Genomic DNA, 19,763 nt, shown 5'->3' on the forward strand with positions numbered 1-19,763 from the left:
TCCGCGTCGGGCCGGCCTGTCAAGGGCGCTCCCTTCGGTCGCGTCGCTACGCGATCGCCTTCGGCGACCCTTGACAGGCCGGCCCGCCACGGAAAAACGAAGACTGCCGGGAAAACCCCAAAAGAACGGCACGGTCCAAGGTCACAGGAGCGGCCGCGTCACAGACGTGCGACCAAGCTCCGCCTCGCAGCGCCGGGCATCCGGGCCGACATCCACCCAATCCCCCCGCCGGGGGCGCAGCAGATCGCTACGCGCTTCTCATTTCTCGGCGTCCGGCGGCCGCCCGGGGCTGATACCCGCACCGAATGACGAACAGAGAGGCATTTGGGAACGGCAGGCGCAGCAGATCGCTACGCGCTCCTCTTTTCTCAGCGTCCGACGGCCGCCCAGGGCTGATACCCGCACCACATGACGAACCGAGAGGCATTCGGGGGCGGCAGGCGCAGCAGATTGCTACGCGCTGCCGCCGTCTCAGCGTCCGGCCGCCGTCCGGGCCTGGTCTGTGAGCTGCTGGCGTCTGTCACTGCGGGCGCACACGGCCGGGAGTTCACCACCGCCGTCGAGCGTGGAGCCCGTGTACGACCAGCCCCAGACGGCCGTCGGACGCCGAGACCGGGGCAGCGCGTAGCGATCTGCTGCGCCCATCGACGCCGAATGACTCTCGGTTCGTCATTTGGTGCGGGTATCGGCCCCGGACGGCCGCCGGACACCGAGAAATGAGAAGCGCGTAGCGATCTGGGGTGCCTGAGGGCTCCGGATGGGCTCTGGGCGTGCCTTCGGTGCGGGGTGGACGCGCCCCTACCCCGGATCGGCTGGGTGTCGGGGCGGATGCCCGGTGTGGCGAGCCCGACGGGTCGTCTGGTCGCTGACGGGGGCGCTCCTCTGACTGTGAACCGTGCCGTCCTTTTGGGGGTTTCCCGGCAGTCTTTGTCTTTCCGTGGCGGGACGGTCTGTCAAGGGTCGCCGGAGGCGATCGCGTAGCGACGCGACCGAAGGGAGCGCCCTTGACAGGCCGGCCCGACGCGGAGGGACGATGAGACTGACGGGAAAGCCCCAACCCCTCTCTGATGCCGTTCGCTGAGGTCCCGACCTCGTGGGTCCCGGTCCGCTGTTCGCGTCCGGGCTGTGGGGGCCGCCCCTGTCCCCCGGTCCGCTGTCCATCTCCGGACGGCTGGCTTCGCGCCGAGCGCCGACCCCGCCCCGCCCGGGGTGACGGGTGGGCAGCCGCGGGCCCGCCCCCGGCCCCTCGAGGGGGAGATGGCCCGCCCGCACCCGACCCCGCAGTCCCGGCTACCGCCCCTGGAGTTTGGCCGAGGTGGTGCGGGTCGGGGGGAGTTGGCTGTACAGGAGTTTGCCCGGGCATTCCGTGGCGAAGCCGTCGCGGTGGCCGGAGATCACGTTCATCTTGACCGCCTTGCCCTTGGCGTAGAGGTTGCCGCCGCCCGAGGTGAGGGTGGTCGTCGCCCGCGGGTCGCGGTTGAACAGGCCCAGCTTCCACGCCGTCAGCGCCGCCACCGAATTCACCGCTGCCGCCGGCGGCCCGGCGGTGGTGAAGGTGCCGATCACGGCGATGCCCATGCTGTCCGTGTTGAACCCCATGGTGTGCGCGCCGAGCACCGGCTTGGCGACCCCGCCCGCGCGCCCCTCGTACACGGTGCCGCACTTGTCGATGGCGAAGTTGTAGCCGATGTCGCGCCACCCCTCGCTGACCACGTGGTACCGGTACAGGCTGCGCAGCACCGCCGGGGCGTCCGCGCAGGCGTAGTTGTTGCCGGAGGCGGTGTGGTGGACGAAGGCCGCCTTGACCGTGTTCGTGTAGACGAACGTCTTCTCGCGCAGGTTTTCGTCCGCGCCCCACCCCATCCGCGTGACGATCCTCGGGCGCGGGCCGATGTACGGGGTCGCGGCAACGGAGCCCTCCCCGGCGAGGACGGCGTCGGCGGTGGCGTCGGCCTTGTTCAGCGCGGTGATCTCCTTCGCGCCGAGCGGGGCCAGCGGGACGTTGGCCATGGAGGCCTCCGTCATGCCCATGGTCATGCCGGGCCCCGGGGCCGTGTTCCCCTTGTCGTCCCCGGCCGGAGTCCCGGCCCCCGTGTTCTTGCCGTCCGGCCCCGCGGCCGCCGGGCCCGCCCCGCCCGGGTCGACGAGCTCGATCCGCAGGCCGGTGGGGAGCCGGGAGGGCGCGCGGGCGGTGCGGGTGGCGGCGGGGGCCGTGCCGGGTTCCGCCTGGACGCGGACCTCGACGGCGTCGGACTCGCCGACCCACAGCGGTGCGGTGCTGCCCCGCAGCCGGCCGGAGGCCCGTTCGGGGGCTCCGGGGTCGGGGGCGTGTTCGCTGTTCTGGGTCTCGACGTCCTGCCAGTCGGACCAGGTCGCCGTCCGCGCGGAGCGGGTACGGACCTGGACGTGGCCGTGGAGCGGGGTGGCCGCGTCGTCCCAGACGACGCCGACCAGGGAGAACTTCTCGACGTCCCGCGCGGCCAGCCCGCGGGTCTCGGGCAGCCGCGGCGCGGTGCCCATGCCGGGGATGCCGGACGAGGGCGACCGGTCGGCGCCCGGCCCGATGGGTACGAGCGGCAGGGACCGGGTGGAGCCCGCGGGAGACACAGGGGACACGGGCGACACGGGTGACGCAGGTGCTTCCGGGGCTGCGGGGACCGCCGGGGCGGACCCGGCCAGCGCCGGGGTGGACAGGGCGAGCGGCAGGGACAGTGCGGCTGCGGTCGCGACGCCGACCGCTGAAGACAGGAATCCACGCATGCAAGCGATGCTGGGCACACTCACCACGAACCGCCATCGGAGAACTGACGGACCGTCTGGTCCCGGGGGCCGCGCACCTCCCCTGGACGGAGGAGTCGGCGGCGCCCGTACGGGGGAGGGCCCCGCGTACGCTGGGGCGGGTGAACGCCACTGACCGCACCCCTGCCGACCTGCTGCGATCCGCGCTCGCCGCCGATCCGGGCCGCCCGCTCGTGACCTTTTACGACGACGCCACGGGCGAGCGCGTCGAATTGTCCGTCGCCACCTTCGCCAATTGGGTGGCCAAGACCGCCAATCTGCTCCAGGGCGACCTGGCCGCCGGCCCCGGCGACCGGCTCGCGCTGCTGCTCCCGGCGCACTGGCAGAGCGCCGTGTGGCTGCTCGCCTGTGCCTCGGTCGGTGTCGTCGCCGAGGTCGGCGGGGACCCGGCCGACGCCGATGTGGTGGTGAGCGGCCCCGACACGCTGGAGGAGGCCGCGGCCTGCTCCGGCGAGCGGGTGGCGCTCGCGCTGCGCCCGCTGGGCGGCCGGTTCCCGCAGCCGCCCGCCGGGTTCTCGGACTACGCGGTGGAGGTGCCCTCGCAGGGCGACCGCTTCGCGCCGTTCGCCCCCGTGGACGCGGACGCCCCGGGCCTCGTGGTCGGCGGCGAGGAGCTCAGTCACGCCCGGGTCGTGGAGCGGGCCCGCGAGGACGCGGCGAAGCTCGGCCTCGGGCCGGGCGCGCGGCTGCTGTCCGGGCTGGGCTACGACACCTGGGAGGGGCTGTCGGCGGGGTTGTTCGCGGCCCTGGCGGCGGGCGGCTCCGTGGTGCTGTGCCGCCACCTCGACCGGCTGTCGGAGCAGGGCCTGGCCCAGCGGATCGAGGCCGAGCGCGTCACCCACACCGCGCGGTAGCTCACCCGTACCGGCGAACCCGCACCACAGGGCGATCTGTCACCCGCTCGGCCCTAGACACGACCCCGTCCCCGGGCCGTCACCGCGTGCCCGGGGCACGATCGGGGCAGGCCGTACCCCCACCCGTACGGCTGAACGCCCACCCGGTGAAGGGGACGGTACGCGAGTGAAGGACAGCGCAGGCATATCCGGCGGCAGCGGTGCGGCCGGGGGCTATCCGAAGCCCCCGCGGCGCCGGCGCCGCCTGCTGCGCTGGATCGCGCTCGGGGTGTCCCTGCTGGTGCTGGCCGGGTCGGCCGTGGGCTGGTGGCTGTACCGCAAGCTCGACGCGAACATCACCGAGGACACCTCGGCGGAGGCCGAGCTGGAGCGCTACGAGCACGACCGCCCGGCGCACTTCAGGGACGGCTCGCAGAACATCCTGCTGATCGGCTCGGACTCGCGCTCCGGCGCGGAGAACGCCCGCTACGGCAAGGACGGGGGCACGCAGCGCTCGGACACCGTGATCCTGCTGCACCTGCCGGCGGACCGCAGGAGCGCGACGGCGGTGTCGATCCCGCGGGACCTGATCGTGGAGATCCCGGGCTGCCTGACGGCGGACGGCAGCCGCACCTCCGCGCGGTCGGCGCAGTTCAACTGGGCGTTCCAGTGGGGCGGGGCCGCCTGCACGATCCGTACGGTGGAGAAGATGACCGGGATCCGGATCGACCACCACATGGTGGTGGACTTCGGCGGGTTCAAGAAGATGGTGAATGCGGTCGGCGGCGTCGAGGTCTGCCTGAAGCAGCCGGTCGACGACGCCGAGGCGCACCTGAAGCTGCCGGCCGGGCGGCAGACCCTGCGCGGCGAGCAGGCCCTGGGCTTCGTGCGGGCCCGCTACGGCCTGGGCGGCGGCAGCGACACCGAACGGATGGAGCGCCAGCAGCAGTTCCTCGGCTCGCTGGTCAAGAAGGTGCAGAGCAACGGGGTGCTGCTGAACCCGGGGCGGCTGTACCCGCTGCTGGACGCGGCGACCTCCTCCGTCACCACCGACGCGGGGCTGGCCTCGCTGCGTGGGCTGTACGAACTGGTCCGGGGCATCAGGGACATACCGGCTGATCAGGTCAAGTTCCTGACGGTGCCGCGCCGTCCGTACGTCGCCGACCCGAACCGGGACGAGCTGGTGCAGCCGGCCGCGGCCGATCTGTTCCGGCGGCTGCGCGCGGACGAGCCGCTGACGGTGGCCCCGCCGAGCCGGCAGCCCGCAGCCGCCGTGCCCCCCGCCACGCCCTCCGCTCCGGCGACCGCGGCGTCCGACACGCCGGCGGCACTCGCCCCCCGGACGGCCGACACGCCCGCCGCGCCCGCGCCGTCGACCGCTTCGAGCCCGGCTCCGGTGGCGACCTTCACGGGCACCACCGCGGGCATGGCCGACTGCCGGTAAAGCAATCCCAAAAGCCGGTGTCCGAACCGAAGTGCTTGGGCGTTTTGCCCTGTTATAGGGGCAGTGGAATTTGTCACCACCATGGTTTGGAGCCGACCGGGGCGGATAAGGTGAGCGATCCGGTGCCCTGGCCAGCAAAGAGGCCGTGCACCAGCAGCCGGATCGTTGACCGGGCGTCTTGGGGGAGGCGCGTCGCGAGGCACCGACGGAGGATTCGAGCAACCGTGGATGCGCAGAGCCGTGGGCGGGCAGACGAGATCGACCCCGCCGACCAGTGGGTGCTCAACCCCCGCACCGGCCATTACGAACTGCGACTGGACCGTTCCGGTACGCAAGGGCAGCCCCCCGCCGGCACCCCCCGCCGCCGGCCCGCCCCGCGAGGCGCAGCGCCCCGCGGCGCGGCGCCCGCACCCCGCGGCGAGGCGCCTTCCTCCCGCGGCGCGGCGGCCGGGTCCCCCAAGGCACCGTCCACGGCCCCGTCCCCCGCGGTCCCCGGGCCGCGCCGCGGCGACGCCCCGCCCGGGCGCCGTACGGGCCGTCCCCGCAAGGGCGGTGGCGGCTCCCGGCGCCGCCGGATCCTGGTCATCGGCGGCGGCACCCTCGCGTTCCTGCTGGTCGGCGGCTCGCTGGCCGCGTACCTCTACTACGACCACCTGAACGGCAACCTCAGCGTCACCGACGTCGGCGACGCGGGCACGGGCGGCTTCAAGAAGGACCAGCCCATCAACATCCTCGTCATCGGCACCGACAAGCGCTCCGGTGCGGGCAACGAGGGCTACGGGGACTCGGGCAGCGTCGGACACGCCGACACCACGATCCTGTTCCACGTCTCCAAGGACCGCTCCAACGCCACGGCGCTGTCCATCCCCCGCGACCTGATCACGAACATCCCGGCCTGCCCGACGAAGCAGCCTGACGGTTCGATGAAGACCATCCCCGGCCAGAAGGGGACCCGCTTCAACACCAGCCTCGGCCAGGAGGGCCGCGACCCGGGCTGCACCATGCGCACGGTCAAGGAGCTCACCGGGATCACCGTCGACCACTTCATGATGGTCGACTTCAACGCGGTGAAGGTGCTCAGCACGGCCGTCGGCGGCGTCCCGGTCTGCGTGGAGAAGCCCGTCGACGACAAGGACTCCAAGCTGAAGCTGGACGCCGGCGAGCACCGGCTGCAGGGCGAGGACGCCCTGGCCTTCGTCCGTACGCGCCACGCCTTCGGCAACGAGAGCGACCTCGACCGGATCAAGACCCAGCAGCAGTTCCTGGGGTCGATGATGCGCGAGATGAAGTCGAAGGAGACGCTGACCAGCCCGAAGAAGTTCTTCTCGCTGGCGGAGGCGGCCACGAAGTCGCTGGCGGTCGACTCCGGGATCGGGTCCATCGACAAGCTCACCAAGCTGGCGGGCGAGTTGAAGGACATGAACCTCAAGAACGTCACCTTCACCACGCTGCCGGTGCTCGACAACCCGAACGAGCCCCCGGGCAAGAAGGCGACCGTCGTCCTCAACCCCGCGCAGGCCGACCCGCTGCTCCAGATGATCCGCGGTGACGTCTCGCTCACCGAGGTCGAGAAGAAGGAGCAGGCGGCCAAGGACGCGGCCGACGCGGACGCCAAGGCCAAGCAGGACGCGCTCCTGCAGGGCCCGCGCGCCGCCGCGAAGGACGTACGCGTGGACATCTACAACGGCGGCGGCCCCTCGGGCTCCGCCTCCACCACCCTGACCTGGCTGCAGAACACCAAGGGCGTGGCCAGGGCGGGCAACCAGGGCAACGCCCCTGCCAAGCTGGAGGCCACCCGGCTGGAGTACGCCCCGAACCAGGCCGATCAGGCCCGGGCGCTGGCGGAGATGATGGGTCTGCCGGGCTCGGCGCTGCAGATGGGCACCGCGGACGCCGCGCCCCGCACGCCGATGAAGCTCACGCTCGGCGCGGACTTCAAGGGGCCGGGCATCTCGATGACAGCTCCTCAGAAGGCGCCCGAGGACATCCAGCGCGTCGAGGCGGACAAGGCGATCTGCGCCAAGTAGCCGAACGGCGAACGACCTGTGCCGGCGCGGCCGGTGCAGCACACAGACATGACGTGATCTTTTAGGGGGGACCTGTGGGGAACAACAGCATGCGGGGGGAGGGGGCACCCGCCCGGGCGGCGGACGACGTGGCCGGCGGCGGACCAGCCGCTTCGGCGTCGGCGTCCGCGTCCGCGTCCGCGTCGGGGTCCGGGGGCGCCGGACCCCGCCGGGGCAAGCGGCGCATACTGCGCTGGGTCGCCTCCACCCTGGCGTTCCTCATACTCGCGACGGGGGCGGCCGGCTACCTGTACTACCGCCACCTCAACGGCAGCATCCAGACGGACGTGCTCAACCTCGGCGACAACAAACTGGGCGGCTCCAAGCCCAACGCCTTCGGCCAGACCCCGCTGAACATCCTGATGCTGGGCTCCGACGCCCGCAACGACGCGGAGAACCAGGCCCTCGGCGGCGCCAGGGACACCTTCGACGGGCCCCCGCTGGCGGACGTGCAGATGCTGCTGCACCTGTCCGCGGACCGCAGCAACCTCTCGGTGGTGTCGATGCCCCGCGACACCATGATCATGATGCCGAAGTGCACCGAGCCGAACGGCAAGGTCCACCCGGCCAGCAAGGGCCTCGTCCAGACCAACGAGTCCCTCAGCCGCGGCGGCCCGGGCTGCACCGTCGCCGCCTGGCAGGAGCTGACCAGGATCCCGATCGACCACTTCATGATGATCGACTTCAAGGGCGTGGTGACGATGGCGGACGCCATCGGCGGCGTCCCGGTGTGCGTGCAGCAGAACGTCCACTCCCGCACCAAGGACGGCAAGGGCTCCGGCCTGAAGCTGCCCGCCGGCACCAGCACCATCCAGGGCGAGCAGGCCCTGCAGTGGCTGCGCACCCGCTACGGCTTCGAGGACGGCACCGACCTCGGCCGCACCCACGCGCAGCACATGTACATGAACTCGATGGCCCGCGAGTTCCGCAAGAACGCCAAGCTCAGCAACCCGGTCAAGCTCAACAGCCTGGCCCAGGCCGCCATCAAGGCCATGGTCGTGGACCCCGGCCTGAACAAGATCGACAAGCTGTACGACCTCAGCGTGGAGCTCAAGAAGGTCCCCACCGGGCGGATCACCATGACGACCATGCCCTGGGTGTACAGCACGCGCGAGGAGGGCCGCGTCGAGCCCAAGCCGGGCGAGGCCGAGGACGTGTTCCGGATGATCCGCGAGGACATCCCGCTCGACGGCAAGGGCCCCGAGCACCCGGCTCCCGCCGCCTCCGGCTCCCCCGCCACGACGGGCGGCCCGACCGCCGGGGGCTCCCCGGCGCCGTCCCAGCCGGCCGCCCCGCAGGCCGCGGCCCCGTCCAGGATCCAGGTCACCGTGCGCAACGCCACCGGCGGCAAGGACGGCGCCCAGCCGCGGGTGAGGAACCGGTCCAACGAGGTCGTCCCGCTGCTCGCGGCCAAGGGCTTCACCAAGGCCGCCGCCGACACCCAGACCGGGGCCGAGGACACCACCGTGGTCCGCTTCTCCGGCGCCGACCAGGCGGCCAATGCCGCGGCGCTGGCCACCGCGCTCGGACTGCCGCCCAGTGCGGTGGAGAAGACCGACGGGCTCTCCGGCGTCGTGCTGTTCGTCGGCAAGGACTGGCGCACGGGCGATGCACCGACCCCGCCGCCGCCGGCCCCGACCAAGGCTCCGGACTCGGCCCGCCCGCTCAACGGCGACAACGACAAGGAGTGCATGGCGGTCCAGCCTGGCTTCACCTGGTAGCCGGCCGCCGGCACACGGCGCCGGCACACGGCGCGCACGCGGAAAGGGGCCCGGTGGCGGCGGTCGTCGACCGCCGCCACCGGGCCCCTTCTTGCCCTTTTCCTGCTCGCGGCCTGCTGCTCAGGCCGCCGTCGGGTCCGGGTGCGCCGACGGGCGGCGACTCGCGATGACCCTGTCCGCCAGCGAGCGCGGGCTGGTCAGGAAGCCGAAGCCCCAGGACATGTGCATGGTGGCGATGGCCACCGGGATCTGCACCCGGGCCTTGAGCGGCAGGCCCTTGCCGGCCGGGATCGAGCCGAGGGTGATCCCCGCGAGGTAGCCCGCCGGGATCGCGAAGGCCCACGGCGTGACGGCGGCGCCGGCCACCACGCCGGCCGCCATCGCGCAGACGGCGGTCGGCGGCGCGAGGTAGCGCAGGTTGATGGAGCCCGCGTGGTACCGGGCCACCACGTGCCGCCAGCGGCCGTAGTCCTTGTACTGCTTGGCCAGCGCCCGCACCGAGGGCCGCGGACGGTACTGGACCTTCAGGTCGGGCGAGAACCAGATGAGCCCGCCGGCCTCGCGGATGCGGAAGTTCAGCTCCCAGTCCTGTGCGCGGATGAACTCCTCGTTGTAGCCGCCCGCCCGCTCCAGCGCCTCGCGGCGGAACACGCCCAGGTAGACGGTGTCCGCCGGACCGGCCTCGCCGCCCGTGTGGAAGGCCGCGTTGCCGACGCCGAGCTTCGAGGTCATCGCGGCGGCGACGGCCTCCTCCCAGGCGTTCTCGCCCTCGGCATGCATGATGCCGCCGACGTTCTGCGCGCCGGTCTCCTCCAGGAGGCGGACCGCGGTGGCGATGTAGTTCGGCGAGAGCATGCCGTGGCCGTCGACGCGTACCACGATCGGGTGGCGCGAGGCCTTGATGGCAGCGTTGAGGGCGGCCGGGGTGCGGCCGGAGGGGTTCGGAACGGTGACGACGCGGGGGTCCTCGCGTACGAGCTCGGCGGCGATCTCGTCGGTGCGGTCCGTGGACGGCCCCAGCGCGATCACCACCTCCATCTCGCCTGCGTACTCCTGGCCGAGGATGTGGCGCACGGAGTTGCGCAGATGGCGCTCCTCGTTGAGTACCGGCATGATCACCGAGACTGCGGGCTGGGCGGGCATGTGGTCCTTCACGGTCGGGTATCGGTGTCACGTTACCGCGTACGGGGGAAACGGGTGCGCGCCGCCTGATCGATGAGGTCGCAGGCTGATCGTATGGGCCTACTGTTCTTACGATCTGACCGATATGCCCGGTTCAGCACTGCCGGCCCTGCTGCCCCCGCGGAGGTGTCCCCCGTGCCCCAGCCACACCGCCCTCCCCGACGAGCCCGGCCCCCGCAGCCGCAGCCCCGGCTCACCCGGCGCGGCGGCGGCCCGGACCGGGAGCGGCGCGGCGGCGGCCGGCCCCGCTGGGGGGTCCGGCTGGCGACCGGGCTGTCGGTGGTGGTCCTCGGCTCCGGAGCCATCGGCCACGCGGTGATGACCGGCGTCGACACCGGCATCGAGCGGGTGGACCCCTTCAAGGACATGAAGAACCGGCCCCAGGCCGGGCACGGCCTGAACCTCCTCCTCGTCGGCACCGACGGCCGCGACCGCATCAGCAAGGAGGAGAAGCGCGAGTACCGCCTCGGCGGCGCCCCCTGCCACTGCACCGACACCGTCATGCTGGTGCACCTCTCCGCCGACCGCGAGCGCGCCAGCGTCGTCAGCCTGCCCCGCGACAGCTACGCCGAGCTGCCCGCGCACCGCGACCAGTCCACCGGGAAGGAGCACGGCCCGCACCCGGTCAAGCTGAACGCCGCCTACGCCGAGGGCGGCCCGCAGCTGACCGTGCGCACCGTCGAGAACATGACCCGCGTCAAGATCGACCACTACCTGGAGGTCGACTTCACCGGCTTCATGAGGACCGTCGACGCGATGGGCGGCGTGCGGATCTGCACCGCCAAGGCCCTCCACGACCGCAGCACCGGCCTCGACCTGCTGCCCGGCACCCACCGGCTCACCGGCGGCCAGGCCCTGCAGTACGTGCGCTCGCGCCACATCGACGGCGCCGCCGACCTCGGCCGCATGCAGCGCCAGCAGCGGTTCGTGGCCGCCCTGCTCCAGCAGGCCGCCGGCAGCGGGGTCCTGCTCAACCCGGTGAAGTTCAAGGAGGTCAGCTCCACCCTGCTGGGCTCCGTGCGGGCCGACCCCGGCTTCGGCTCCGAGCAGTTGCTCGCGCTCGGCCAGGCCATGCGCGACTTCGCCCCGTCGTCCTCGGAGTTCGCCTCCGTGCCGATCGGGGACCCCTCGTACCCGGTCAAGGGCATCGGCTCCACCGTGAAGTGGGACGAGGCCAAGGCCGCCAAGCTCTTCGAGGCCCTCCGCCAGGACCGGCCGCTGGCCCCCGCCGCCCCGGACACCTCGGGCGACGCCGCAGGTGGCGCAGGGGCCGCAGGGGCCGGCGACGCCCGGCCCGGGCGCCCGCATCAGCCGCCCGCGGTCCCCGTGGACGTGCCCCCGCAGCAGATCCGCATCCAGGTGGAGAACGGCACCCGCATCGACGGCCTCGGCGGGCGCGTCGACGCGGCGCTGCGCGCCACCGGCTTCGACACCACCGGGACCCCGACGAGCGGATCCGGCCGGGGCGTCAGGCGCACGGTGATCGCCTACGACCCCCGCTGGGACCGCTCGGCCCGCACGGTCGCGGCCGCGCTGCCCGGCAGCGAGCTGCGGGCGGTGCCCGGACGGGGCCGGACCCTGCTGGTGATCGCCGGCCCGGACTACCGCACGGTGGTCCCGGTCCGGCCGGAGGACCCGTACCAGGGCCGGCAGGGGGTGGTCACGGGCGACCAGGTGGTGTGCAGCACCTGATGCTGTGACCGCCCGCGCCACGCAGCGCGGCCCCCGCGCGGGCCTGCAGGTGGGACGCGCGGGGGCCGCAGGTGCCGGGTCGGCACGTGTCAGTCGTCGTAGCCCTGGGCCGCGCGCTCCTCGCGCAGGGCCATGATCGCCCGGCGGCGGGCGAGCCGGTGCGTGCGGCGGATCTGCGCCTCCTGGTAGCGGCGCTTGTCCTGGTCGGTCTCGGGGATGACCGGCGGGACCGTGCGCGGCTTGCCCTCGGAGTCCACGCCGGTGAAGACGAGGTAGGCGCTGCCGACCTGGGTGGCGGGGGTGGACTCGTTCCACCGCTCGGCCAGGACCCGTACGCCGATCTCCATGGAGGAGCGGCCGGTCCAGTTGCACTGGGCCTTGACGTGGACCAGGTCGCCCACGCGGACCGGGGCGAGGAAGGCCATCTCGTCCATGGAGGCGGTGACGGCGGGGCCGCCGGAGTGGCGCCCGGCGACGGCACCGGCGGCGTCGTCCACGAGTTTCATGATCACGCCGCCGTGCACGGTGCCGAGGAGGTTGGTGTCGTTGGCGGTCATGATGTGGCTGAGGGTGGTCCGCGAGGCCGACGTGGGCTTGCCCTGGAGTTCGCCCGCCGTCACGCCCGGTATCTGTGTCATACCGCCACCTTAAAGCCGTCGCGGATGCATCAGCTGTGCAACAGCACCGGCACGAAGTCCCGACCGGACTGTCGTGCACCTCCCGCGACCGGGCATCCTAGGCGGCATGAGTGAGTGGCCAGAAGGGCGCGGCGACGCCCGCGAGGACGGGTACGGGCGCGGCAGCGCGCAGGCGCAGCCGGAGGGCCCGCGGCGGATGCCGCACGTCCAGCGTCGGCAGCCGGGACAGCCGGCGGTGCCGCAGCAGCAGCCCCAGCGCCCGCAGCGGCCCCAGCAGGCCCCGCAGTCGCGGCGCCCGCAGCAGCCCGGCGCCCAGCCGGGCCGGCCGCCGGCGTCCGCGCCCTCGTACGGGGTGCCGCCGCAGCAGGGGCAGGGCCACGACGCGTACGAGGCCGGCTACGACAGCGGCTACAACACCGGCCAGGTCTACGGCACCCCGCAGCGCGGCCCCCAGCGGCCCGGCGGTCCCGGGGGCCCGGGGGGCCCGGGCGGCCCCGGCCAGCCGCCGACGGCGCGGCCGCCCCGCGGGCCCGGCTCCGCGCCGGACTGGCGCAAGCGGATCAAGATCGGCTCGATCGTGCTGGCCACGGCGCTGCTCGCGACGACCATCGGCACCTACTTCTGGGCCGACTCCAAGGTGCGCCGCGAGGTCGACCTCGCCAAGGTCATCGAGCGCCCGAAGGAGGGCGACTGCACGACGTACCTGATCGTCGGCTCCGACAGCCGCGAGGGCATGTCCGACGAGGAGAAGAAGAAGCTCCACACCGGCTCCGCCGAGGGCAAGCGCACCGACTCGATGATGATCCTGGCGGCCTGCTCCGGCGGGAACAGCATGATCTCGCTGCCGCGCGACTCGGACGTGGAGATCCCCTCCTTCGTCGGCTCCCAGTCCGGCAAGAAGTACGCCGGCACGGGCAAGCACACCAAGCTCAACGCGGCGTACGCGGAGGACGGCCCGGAGCTGCTCGTGCGGACCGTGGAGTACAACACGGGCCTGCGCATCGACCACTACGCCGAGATCGGCTTCGCGGGCTTCGCGAACATCGTGGACGCGCTCGGCGGCGTGGACATGAACATCGAGAAGGCCTTCAAGGACGAGAAGTCGGGCGCCGACTTCAAGGCCGGCGAGCAGACCCTCAACGGCGAGCAGGCCCTCGCCTTCGTCCGGACCCGGTACGCCTTCGCCGAGTCGGACCTGGCGCGCACCAAGAACCAGCAGAAGTTCCTCGCCACGCTCGCCAGCCAGGCGGCGACGCCGGGCACGATCCTCAACCCGTTCAAGCTCTACCCGGTGCTGGGCGCGGGCCTGGACACGCTGATCGTGGACAAGGACATGTCCCTGTGGGACATGGGCGAGATGTTCTTCGCGATGAAGGGCATCAGCGGCGGCGAGGGCGTCTCGATGAACATGCCGATCGCGGGCGAACGCGGCGGCAACCTGCTCTGGGACAAGCCGAAGGTCCAGCAGATCGTCAAGCAGATCCAGAACGACGAGAAGGTCACCGTCACCGGCAACTGACCAGGTGTCCGCTCACGGCACCTCCGGCACGCCGGCGGCCCGGCCCCCGAACCGGGCCGTCCCGGCGTCGAGGTCGATCCCGGCCCGGCGCGGGGCACCGTCTTGCTCGTCGTCCCGCAGCACCGCCGCAATGCGGCGCTGTTCCAGTTGGGCCCGTTTGCCCGGGTAGATCAGGGCGTGCGGTTCCCCGGTGGCCGTTGCGCCCGCGCTGCGGCTGCCGGGCTCCGGACCGCTGACGCGGCCGGGCAGCCATCCGTACCGCCCGGCCTGCCGGAGCGCGTGCCGCGCAGCCGCCGCGACGAACAGCGGCACCACCAGGAGCAGCACCAGGAACGGACCTGTCAGCAAGCGCACCATGCGCGGACAACGTCCGGCGGGGCGCCGCGGGTTCCGATCAGCTGTCCGGGGAGAAGCGGAGGGAGCCCGCGGGCAGTTCGGCCTTGCACCAGACGCGGGCGCCGGCGCGCAGTTCGTTGTCCGCGCCGACGGTGGAGCCGTCGCCGAGGACGGCGGCGTCGAGCACGGTGCGCGGGCCGACGGTGGCGCCGGCGCCGACCAGGCTGGCGCGGACCGTGGTGTCCGGGCCGATGACGGCGCCGTCCAGCACGATGGAGCCGTCCACCACGGCCCCCGCACCGACGCTGGCCCCGGCCCCGACGACGGTGCCGCCGGACAGCACGGCGCCCTCGGCGACCGTCGCGCCGGGCAGCACCAGCGCCTCGCCGCGCGGCCCGGGCACGGCCGGGGAGGCGACGACCCCGCGCACGAGGTCCGCGGAGGCCTGGACGAACGACTCGGGCTTGCCGAGGTCCAGCCAGTACGTGTTCTCGGTGACCCCGTGCAGGCTCGCGCCGGCCTCCAGCAGCCCGGGGAAGGTCTCGCGCTCGACGGACACGGGCCGGTCGGCCGGGATCGAGTCGATGACGCTGCGCCGGAAGACGTAGCAGCCGGCGTTGACCTGGTCGGTGATGATCTCCTCGGGCGTCTGCGGCTTCTCGGTGAACGCCAGCACCCGGCCGGTGGGGTCGGTGGGCACCAGCCCGAACGCCCGCGGGTCCTCGACCTGGACGAGGTGCAGCGTCACATCGGCGGCAGCGGCCTTGTGCGCCTCGACGAGCCCGGCGATGTCCAGCCCGGTCAGGATGTCCCCGTTGAACACCAGCACAGGGGACTCGGGCCCCCCGGTCAGCCGCCGGGCGGCGTTGCGGATGGCCCCGCCCGTCCCGAGCGGCTCGTCCTCCACCACGTACTCGAGCCGGACGCCGAAGTCGGACCCGTCGCCGAAGTAGGGCTCGAAGACCTCTGCGAGGTAGCAGGTGGCCATGACGATGTGGGTGACGCCTGCGGCGGCGGCCCTGGCTATCTGGTGGGCGAGGAACGGCACCCCCGCGGCACGCACCATGGGCTTCGGGGTGTTCACCGTGACGGGGCGCAGCCGCGTCCCCTGCCCCCCGACCAGCAGGATCGCTTCCAAAATTCCTTCTCCCCACCCGGTCGGGCCTACGAGGCCCCCCAAGTTAGCCCATCGAGCTGCCGGAACGCCCCTGCCGTGGCGGCAGGGGCGTTCCGGGTGACCTGTTGGGGCCCCTTACGGCAGGTTGCGGGCCATGACGATCCGCTGGACCTGGTTCGTGCCTTCGTAGATTTGCGTGATCTTCGCATCGCGCATCATGCGCTCGACCGGGTAGTCGCGGGTGTAGCCGTAGCCGCCGAGGAGCTGGACCGCGTCCGTGGTGACCTCCATGGCCACGTCGGAGGCGAAGCACTTGGCCGCGGCGCCGAGGTAGGTGAGGTCGGCGTCGCCGCGCTCGGAGGCGGCGGCGGCCTGGTAGGTCAGGGCGCGGGCGGCCGAGATCTTCATGGCCATGTCCGCGAGCATGAACTGGATGCCCTGGAAGTCGGCGATCGGCTTGCCGAACTGCTTGCGCTCCTGGACGTAGCCCTTGGCGTAGTCCAGGGCGCCCTGGGCGATGCCGAGTGCCTGGGCGGCGATGGTGATGCGGGTGTGGTCGAGGGTCTTCATCGCGGTGGCGAAGCCGGTGCCCTCGGCGCCGATCATGCGGTCGGCCGGGATGCGGACGTTGTCGAGGTAGACCTCGCGCGTCGGGGAGCCCTTGATGCCGAGCTTCTTCTCCGGGGCGCCGAAGGAGACGCCCTCGTCGGACTTCTCGACGACGAAGGCGCTGATGCCCTTCGAGCGCTTCTCGGGGTCCGTGACGGCCATGACCGTGTAGTAGTCGGAGACGCCGGCGTTGGTGATCCAGCGCTTGACGCCGTTGAGCACCCAGAAGTCGCCGTCGCGGACGGCACGGGTCTTCATGCCCGCGGCGTCGGAGCCGGCGTCCGGCTCGGAGAGGCAGTACGAGAACATCGCGTCGCCCTTGGCGAGCGGCCCCAGGTACTTGGCCTTGAGCTCCTCGGAGCCGGAGAGGATCACCGGGAGCGAGCCGAGCTTGTTCACGGCCGGGATCAGGGAGGAGGAGGCGCACACGCGGGCCACCTCCTCGATCACGATGACCGTGGCGAGGGCGTCGGCACCGGCGCCGCCGAAGGCCTCGGGGACGTGGACGGCGTGCAGGTCGTTCGCGACGAGGGCGTCGAGGGCCTCCTGCGGGAAGCGGGCCTCCTCGTCGACCGCAGCCGCGAACGGGAGGATCTTCGCCTCGCAGAGCGAGCGGACGGACTCGCGGAGCATGTCGTGCTCCTCGGCCGGGCGGTACAGGTCGAAGTCGGCAGAACCCGCCAAGATCTCTCACTCCCCAAGGGTGAAGCATGCTAACTACCGTTAAGTAACCCAAATCTTAGTGTCCGGCGTCATGGCAGCGATATGTACGCGGCACGTGAGCTGCGTGACAGCCGGGGTGCGCTTCGTGTGCGCCGTGGTGTGCTGTGGTGCTCCTGGGGAACGTCCCCGGTTACGGGCGCGACTATGCTCGGTTGCCGCAACAGGCACAGGCCCGCACCTCTGGAGCACCCATGGCCCCCCTCAAGATCACTGTGATCGGCACCGGCTACCTCGGCGCCACGCACGCCGCGGCAATGGCCGAGCTGGGCTTCGAGGTGCTCGGGCTGGACGTGGTGCCGGAGAAGATCGAGATGCTGGCGGCCGGCCGCGTACCGATGTACGAGCCGGGGCTGGAGGAACTCCTCGCCGCGCACGTCGCCGGACTGCCCGGGTCGACCGGGCGGCTGCGGTTCACGCAGTCGTGGGAGGAGGTCGGCGCCTTCGGCGACGTCCACTTCGTGTGCGTGAACACCCCCCAGAAGCACGGCGAGTACGCCTGCGACATGAGCTTCGTGGACTCCGCCGTCGAGTCGCTCGCCCCGCACCTCACCCGCCCGGCCCTCGTCGTCGGCAAGTCCACCGTCCCGGTCGGCTCCGCCGAGCGGCTCGCCGCCAAGCTGGCCGCGCTCGCCCCGGCCGGCGCCGACGTGGAGCTGGCGTGGAACCCGGAGTTCCTGCGCGAGGGCTTCGCGGTGCAGGACACCCTGCACCCCGACCGGATCGTCATCGGCGTCCACGGCGACCGCGGCGAGAAGGTGCTGCGCGAGGTGTACGAGACGCCGATGTCGGAGGGCACCCCGCTGGTGGTGACCGACTTCCCGACGGCCGAGCTCGTCAAGACCGCCGCGAACTCCTTCCTCGCCACGAAGATCTCCTTCATCAACGCGATGGCGGAGGTGTGCGAGGCGGCCGGCGGCGACGTGGTCAAGCTGGCCGAGGCCATCGGCCACGACGAGCGGATCGGCGCGAAGTTCCTGCGCGCCGGCATCGGCTTCGGCGGCGGCTGCCTGCCCAAGGACATCCGGGCGTTCATGGCGCGCGCCGGCGAGCTGGGCGCCGACCAGGCGCTGACGTTCCTGCGCGAGGTCGACTCCATCAACATGCGGCGCCGCGGCCACATGGTGGAGCTGGCGCGCGAGGCGGTCGGCGGGGCGTTCCTCGGCAAGCGGGTCGCCGTGCTCGGTGCCACCTTCAAGCCGGACTCCGACGACGTACGCGACTCGCCCGCGCTGAACGTGGCCGGGCAGATCCACCTGCAGGGCGGCCAGGTCACCGTCTACGACCCCAAGGGCATGGACAACGCCCGCCGGGTGTTCCCGACGCTCGGGTACGCGGACTCGGCCGTGGAGGCGGCGCGCGGTGCGGACGTGGTGCTGCACCTCACCGAGTGGCGGGAGTTCCGCGACCTCGACCCGGTCGAGCTGGGTGCGGTCGTCTCCGACCGGCTCGTCCTCGACGGGCGCAACGCGCTCGACGGTGCGCGCTGGCGCGCGGCCGGCTGGACCTACCGGGCCATGGGCCGGCCGCGCGCCTGACGGGCTCGCGGGGTCGGGGGGCTCGCGTCCTGCGGACGGCCGGTTACGGCGCCGGCCTGCGGTGCTGGGCGGCGCGGGCGGTGAACTCCGCGTCGCGCAGGACCCGCTGGGCGTTGCCCCAGGTCAGCAGGGACAGTTCGGTTTCCGGCCAGCCGCGGTCCAGCAGTTCCGCAATGAGGCGCGGGTAGCCGGAGGGGTCGGTCAGGCCGGTCGGGCGGGGCGTGCCGTGCTCGGTGCCGAAGGAGGCGCCGAGTCCGACGCACATGGGGCCGGCCACGGCCCGTACGTGGTCGAGGTGATCGGCCACCGCGTGCAGCGAGTCGCCGGTCTGGGCACTGTCGAAGGTGACCATGGCCAGGCCGTTCGCCGCGCGCAGGGCGAGCAGGACGTCGTCGGTGACGTTGCCCGGGTGCGGGGTGAGGGAGGCCGCGGCGGTGTGCGAGACGATCACCGGTGCCTTGGAGGCGCCCGCGATCTGGCAGGCCACCGCGGGCGGGCAGCCGGTCAGGTCGAGCAGGATCGCCAGCCGGTTGGCCTCCTTGACCACCTCGTGGCCGAACGGGGTGAGGCCCTCGTCCGCCCAGGGTGCGCCGGCGGGTGCGAGGATCCGTACGCCGAGGGCGTGGAACGCGCGGAGGGTGGCCAGCGAGCCGCCGATGAGGGTGCGGCCGGGTACGGGGCCGAGGAACGAGGCGATGCGGCCGCGGTTGCGGGCGTCGGCCATGTCGTCCGCGGTCAGTGCCAGGCACAGGCCGTCGGGGTAGCGGCGCACCAGGGCCAGGGCGGTGTCGATCTGTTCGAGGGTGTCGGACACGACCTGGTCGGCGGATGCGGCCTCGCGGGGCATCAGCAGGGACCAGAACTGGGCGCCGACGCCGCCGGCGCGCAGCCGGGGGATGTCGGTGTCGACATTGGCGTCGGGGGTCTCGATGTCGTGGTACGGGCTCTGGCGCAGGGTCCAGACGAGGGTGTTGTGGCCGTCGGCCACGGGGTGGACGGACAGCAGTCCGACGGCCCGGTCGACGGAGCCGGACGGAACCGCTGCGGGGAGGTCCTCGGCCCCTACGCAGGCGGCCGTGTCAACGGGGAATTCATCCTGCAGGTCGGCCATGGCGTTCGCTCCGGGTTCGGCGGCAGCAGGGAGAGGTCCTGCCACCGTGCCATGCGGGGCGCCGGACTTGCCCGGCGAATGTGGCGTTCGGGTGGCCGCCCCCGGCCCCCGCTCCCTCGCCCGGCCGCCCCGACCGGCCCTGCCCCTCGGCCCGGCCCGCGCCTCCCCGAAGCCGCAGCGCATTTCGGCCCCGGCCCTGCCTTCCCGAGCCACGGGCAGTTCGGCCCCAGCCCTGCCTCCCCGAGCCACGGGGCAGTTCGGCCCCAGCCCTGCCTCCCCGAGCCACGGGGCAGTTCGGCCCCAGCCCTGCCTCCCCGAGCCACGGGGCAGTTCGGCCCCGGCCCTGCCGTTCCGAAGCCTCGGGCACTTTTCGACCCCGCCCCCTTTTCGAAGCGGGGGGTGGGCCATTTCAGCCTCGCCGGCGTTTGAGGCGCGGGG

Annotated in this window: 14 protein-coding genes; 7 read left to right on the top strand and 7 right to left on the bottom strand. The window is 72.7% G+C overall.

Going from position 1 to position 19,763, the window contains the following annotated elements; all coding sequences use genetic code 11:
• Positions 1-1,290 precede the first annotated feature (1,290 nt).
• Positions 1,291-2,760, bottom strand: coding sequence for a peptidoglycan recognition protein (locus tag ABZ924_RS33825; protein WP_361918595.1), 1,470 nt, complete (start codon positions 2,758-2,760; stop codon positions 1,291-1,293).
• A 140-nt stretch (positions 2,761-2,900) separates the two neighbouring features.
• Between ABZ924_RS33825 and ABZ924_RS33830 the strand changes: the two genes are divergently transcribed.
• The 4 genes from ABZ924_RS33830 to ABZ924_RS33845 all read left to right on the top strand — a co-directional run bounded on the left by ABZ924_RS33830 (position 2,901) and on the right by ABZ924_RS33845 (position 8,863).
• The gene (locus ABZ924_RS33830; protein WP_361918598.1) at positions 2,901-3,653 is read left to right on the top strand and encodes a TIGR03089 family protein; all 753 of its coding nucleotides are present in this window, start codon (positions 2,901-2,903) and stop codon (positions 3,651-3,653) included.
• A gap of 166 nt (positions 3,654-3,819) precedes the next feature.
• A complete protein-coding gene (locus ABZ924_RS33835; RefSeq protein ID WP_361918601.1) occupies positions 3,820-5,076 on the top strand; it encodes an LCP family protein in 1,257 nt (418 codons plus the stop codon).
• Between the two features lie 224 nt (positions 5,077-5,300).
• A complete protein-coding gene (locus ABZ924_RS33840) occupies positions 5,301-7,103 on the top strand; it encodes an LCP family protein (RefSeq protein ID WP_361918604.1) in 1,803 nt (600 codons plus the stop codon).
• Positions 7,104-7,192: 89 nt separating this feature from the next.
• A complete protein-coding gene (locus ABZ924_RS33845; RefSeq protein ID WP_361918629.1) occupies positions 7,193-8,863 on the top strand; it encodes an LCP family protein in 1,671 nt (556 codons plus the stop codon).
• A 120-nt stretch (positions 8,864-8,983) separates the two neighbouring features.
• Here the strand turns inward: ABZ924_RS33845 and ABZ924_RS33850 are convergent, their stop codons facing one another.
• Positions 8,984-10,006: a glycosyltransferase family 2 protein gene (locus tag ABZ924_RS33850; protein WP_361918607.1), complete on the bottom strand. Its 1,023-nt coding sequence runs from the start codon at positions 10,004-10,006 to the stop codon at positions 8,984-8,986.
• A gap of 93 nt (positions 10,007-10,099) precedes the next feature.
• Between ABZ924_RS33850 and ABZ924_RS33855 the strand changes: the two genes are divergently transcribed.
• On the top strand, positions 10,100-11,737 hold the full coding sequence (locus ABZ924_RS33855; protein WP_361918609.1) for an LCP family protein: 1,638 nt from the start codon (positions 10,100-10,102) through the stop codon (positions 11,735-11,737).
• A gap of 89 nt (positions 11,738-11,826) precedes the next feature.
• Here the strand turns inward: ABZ924_RS33855 and ABZ924_RS33860 are convergent, their stop codons facing one another.
• Entirely contained in the window at positions 11,827-12,375 is a 549-nt protein-coding gene (locus ABZ924_RS33860; RefSeq protein WP_361918612.1) for an acyl-CoA thioesterase, read from the bottom strand.
• 106 nt (positions 12,376-12,481) lie between these two features.
• Between ABZ924_RS33860 and ABZ924_RS33865 the strand changes: the two genes are divergently transcribed.
• Complete coding sequence (locus ABZ924_RS33865; RefSeq protein WP_361918615.1) at positions 12,482-13,894, top strand: LCP family protein; 1,413 nt, start codon at positions 12,482-12,484, stop codon at positions 13,892-13,894.
• Between the two features lie 12 nt (positions 13,895-13,906).
• Here the strand turns inward: ABZ924_RS33865 and ABZ924_RS33870 are convergent, their stop codons facing one another.
• The 3 genes from ABZ924_RS33870 to ABZ924_RS33880 all read right to left on the bottom strand — a co-directional run bounded on the left by ABZ924_RS33870 (position 13,907) and on the right by ABZ924_RS33880 (position 16,640).
• On the bottom strand, positions 13,907-14,251 hold the full coding sequence (locus tag ABZ924_RS33870; protein WP_361918618.1) for a DUF6191 domain-containing protein: 345 nt from the start codon (positions 14,249-14,251) through the stop codon (positions 13,907-13,909).
• 37 nt (positions 14,252-14,288) lie between these two features.
• On the bottom strand, positions 14,289-15,371 hold the full coding sequence (locus ABZ924_RS33875) for an NDP-sugar synthase (RefSeq protein WP_361918632.1): 1,083 nt from the start codon (positions 15,369-15,371) through the stop codon (positions 14,289-14,291).
• A 111-nt stretch (positions 15,372-15,482) separates the two neighbouring features.
• A complete protein-coding gene (locus ABZ924_RS33880; RefSeq protein ID WP_361918621.1) occupies positions 15,483-16,640 on the bottom strand; it encodes an acyl-CoA dehydrogenase family protein in 1,158 nt (385 codons plus the stop codon).
• 230 nt (positions 16,641-16,870) lie between these two features.
• Here ABZ924_RS33880 and ABZ924_RS33885 point away from each other — a divergent pair, with 230 nt between their 5' ends.
• Positions 16,871-18,214: a UDP-glucose/GDP-mannose dehydrogenase family protein gene (locus ABZ924_RS33885; protein ID WP_361918623.1), complete on the top strand. Its 1,344-nt coding sequence runs from the start codon at positions 16,871-16,873 to the stop codon at positions 18,212-18,214.
• Between the two features lie 43 nt (positions 18,215-18,257).
• Here ABZ924_RS33885 and ABZ924_RS33890 read toward each other — a convergent pair whose 3' ends face one another.
• Positions 18,258-19,325: a dipeptidase gene (locus tag ABZ924_RS33890; protein ID WP_361918626.1), complete on the bottom strand. Its 1,068-nt coding sequence runs from the start codon at positions 19,323-19,325 to the stop codon at positions 18,258-18,260.
• Between the last annotated feature and the right edge of the window lie 438 nt (positions 19,326-19,763).

Origin of the sequence: Streptomyces sp. NPDC046876, assembly GCF_040645035.1 — a bacterium.
Classification (GTDB): Bacteria; Actinomycetota; Actinomycetes; order Streptomycetales; family Streptomycetaceae; genus Streptomyces.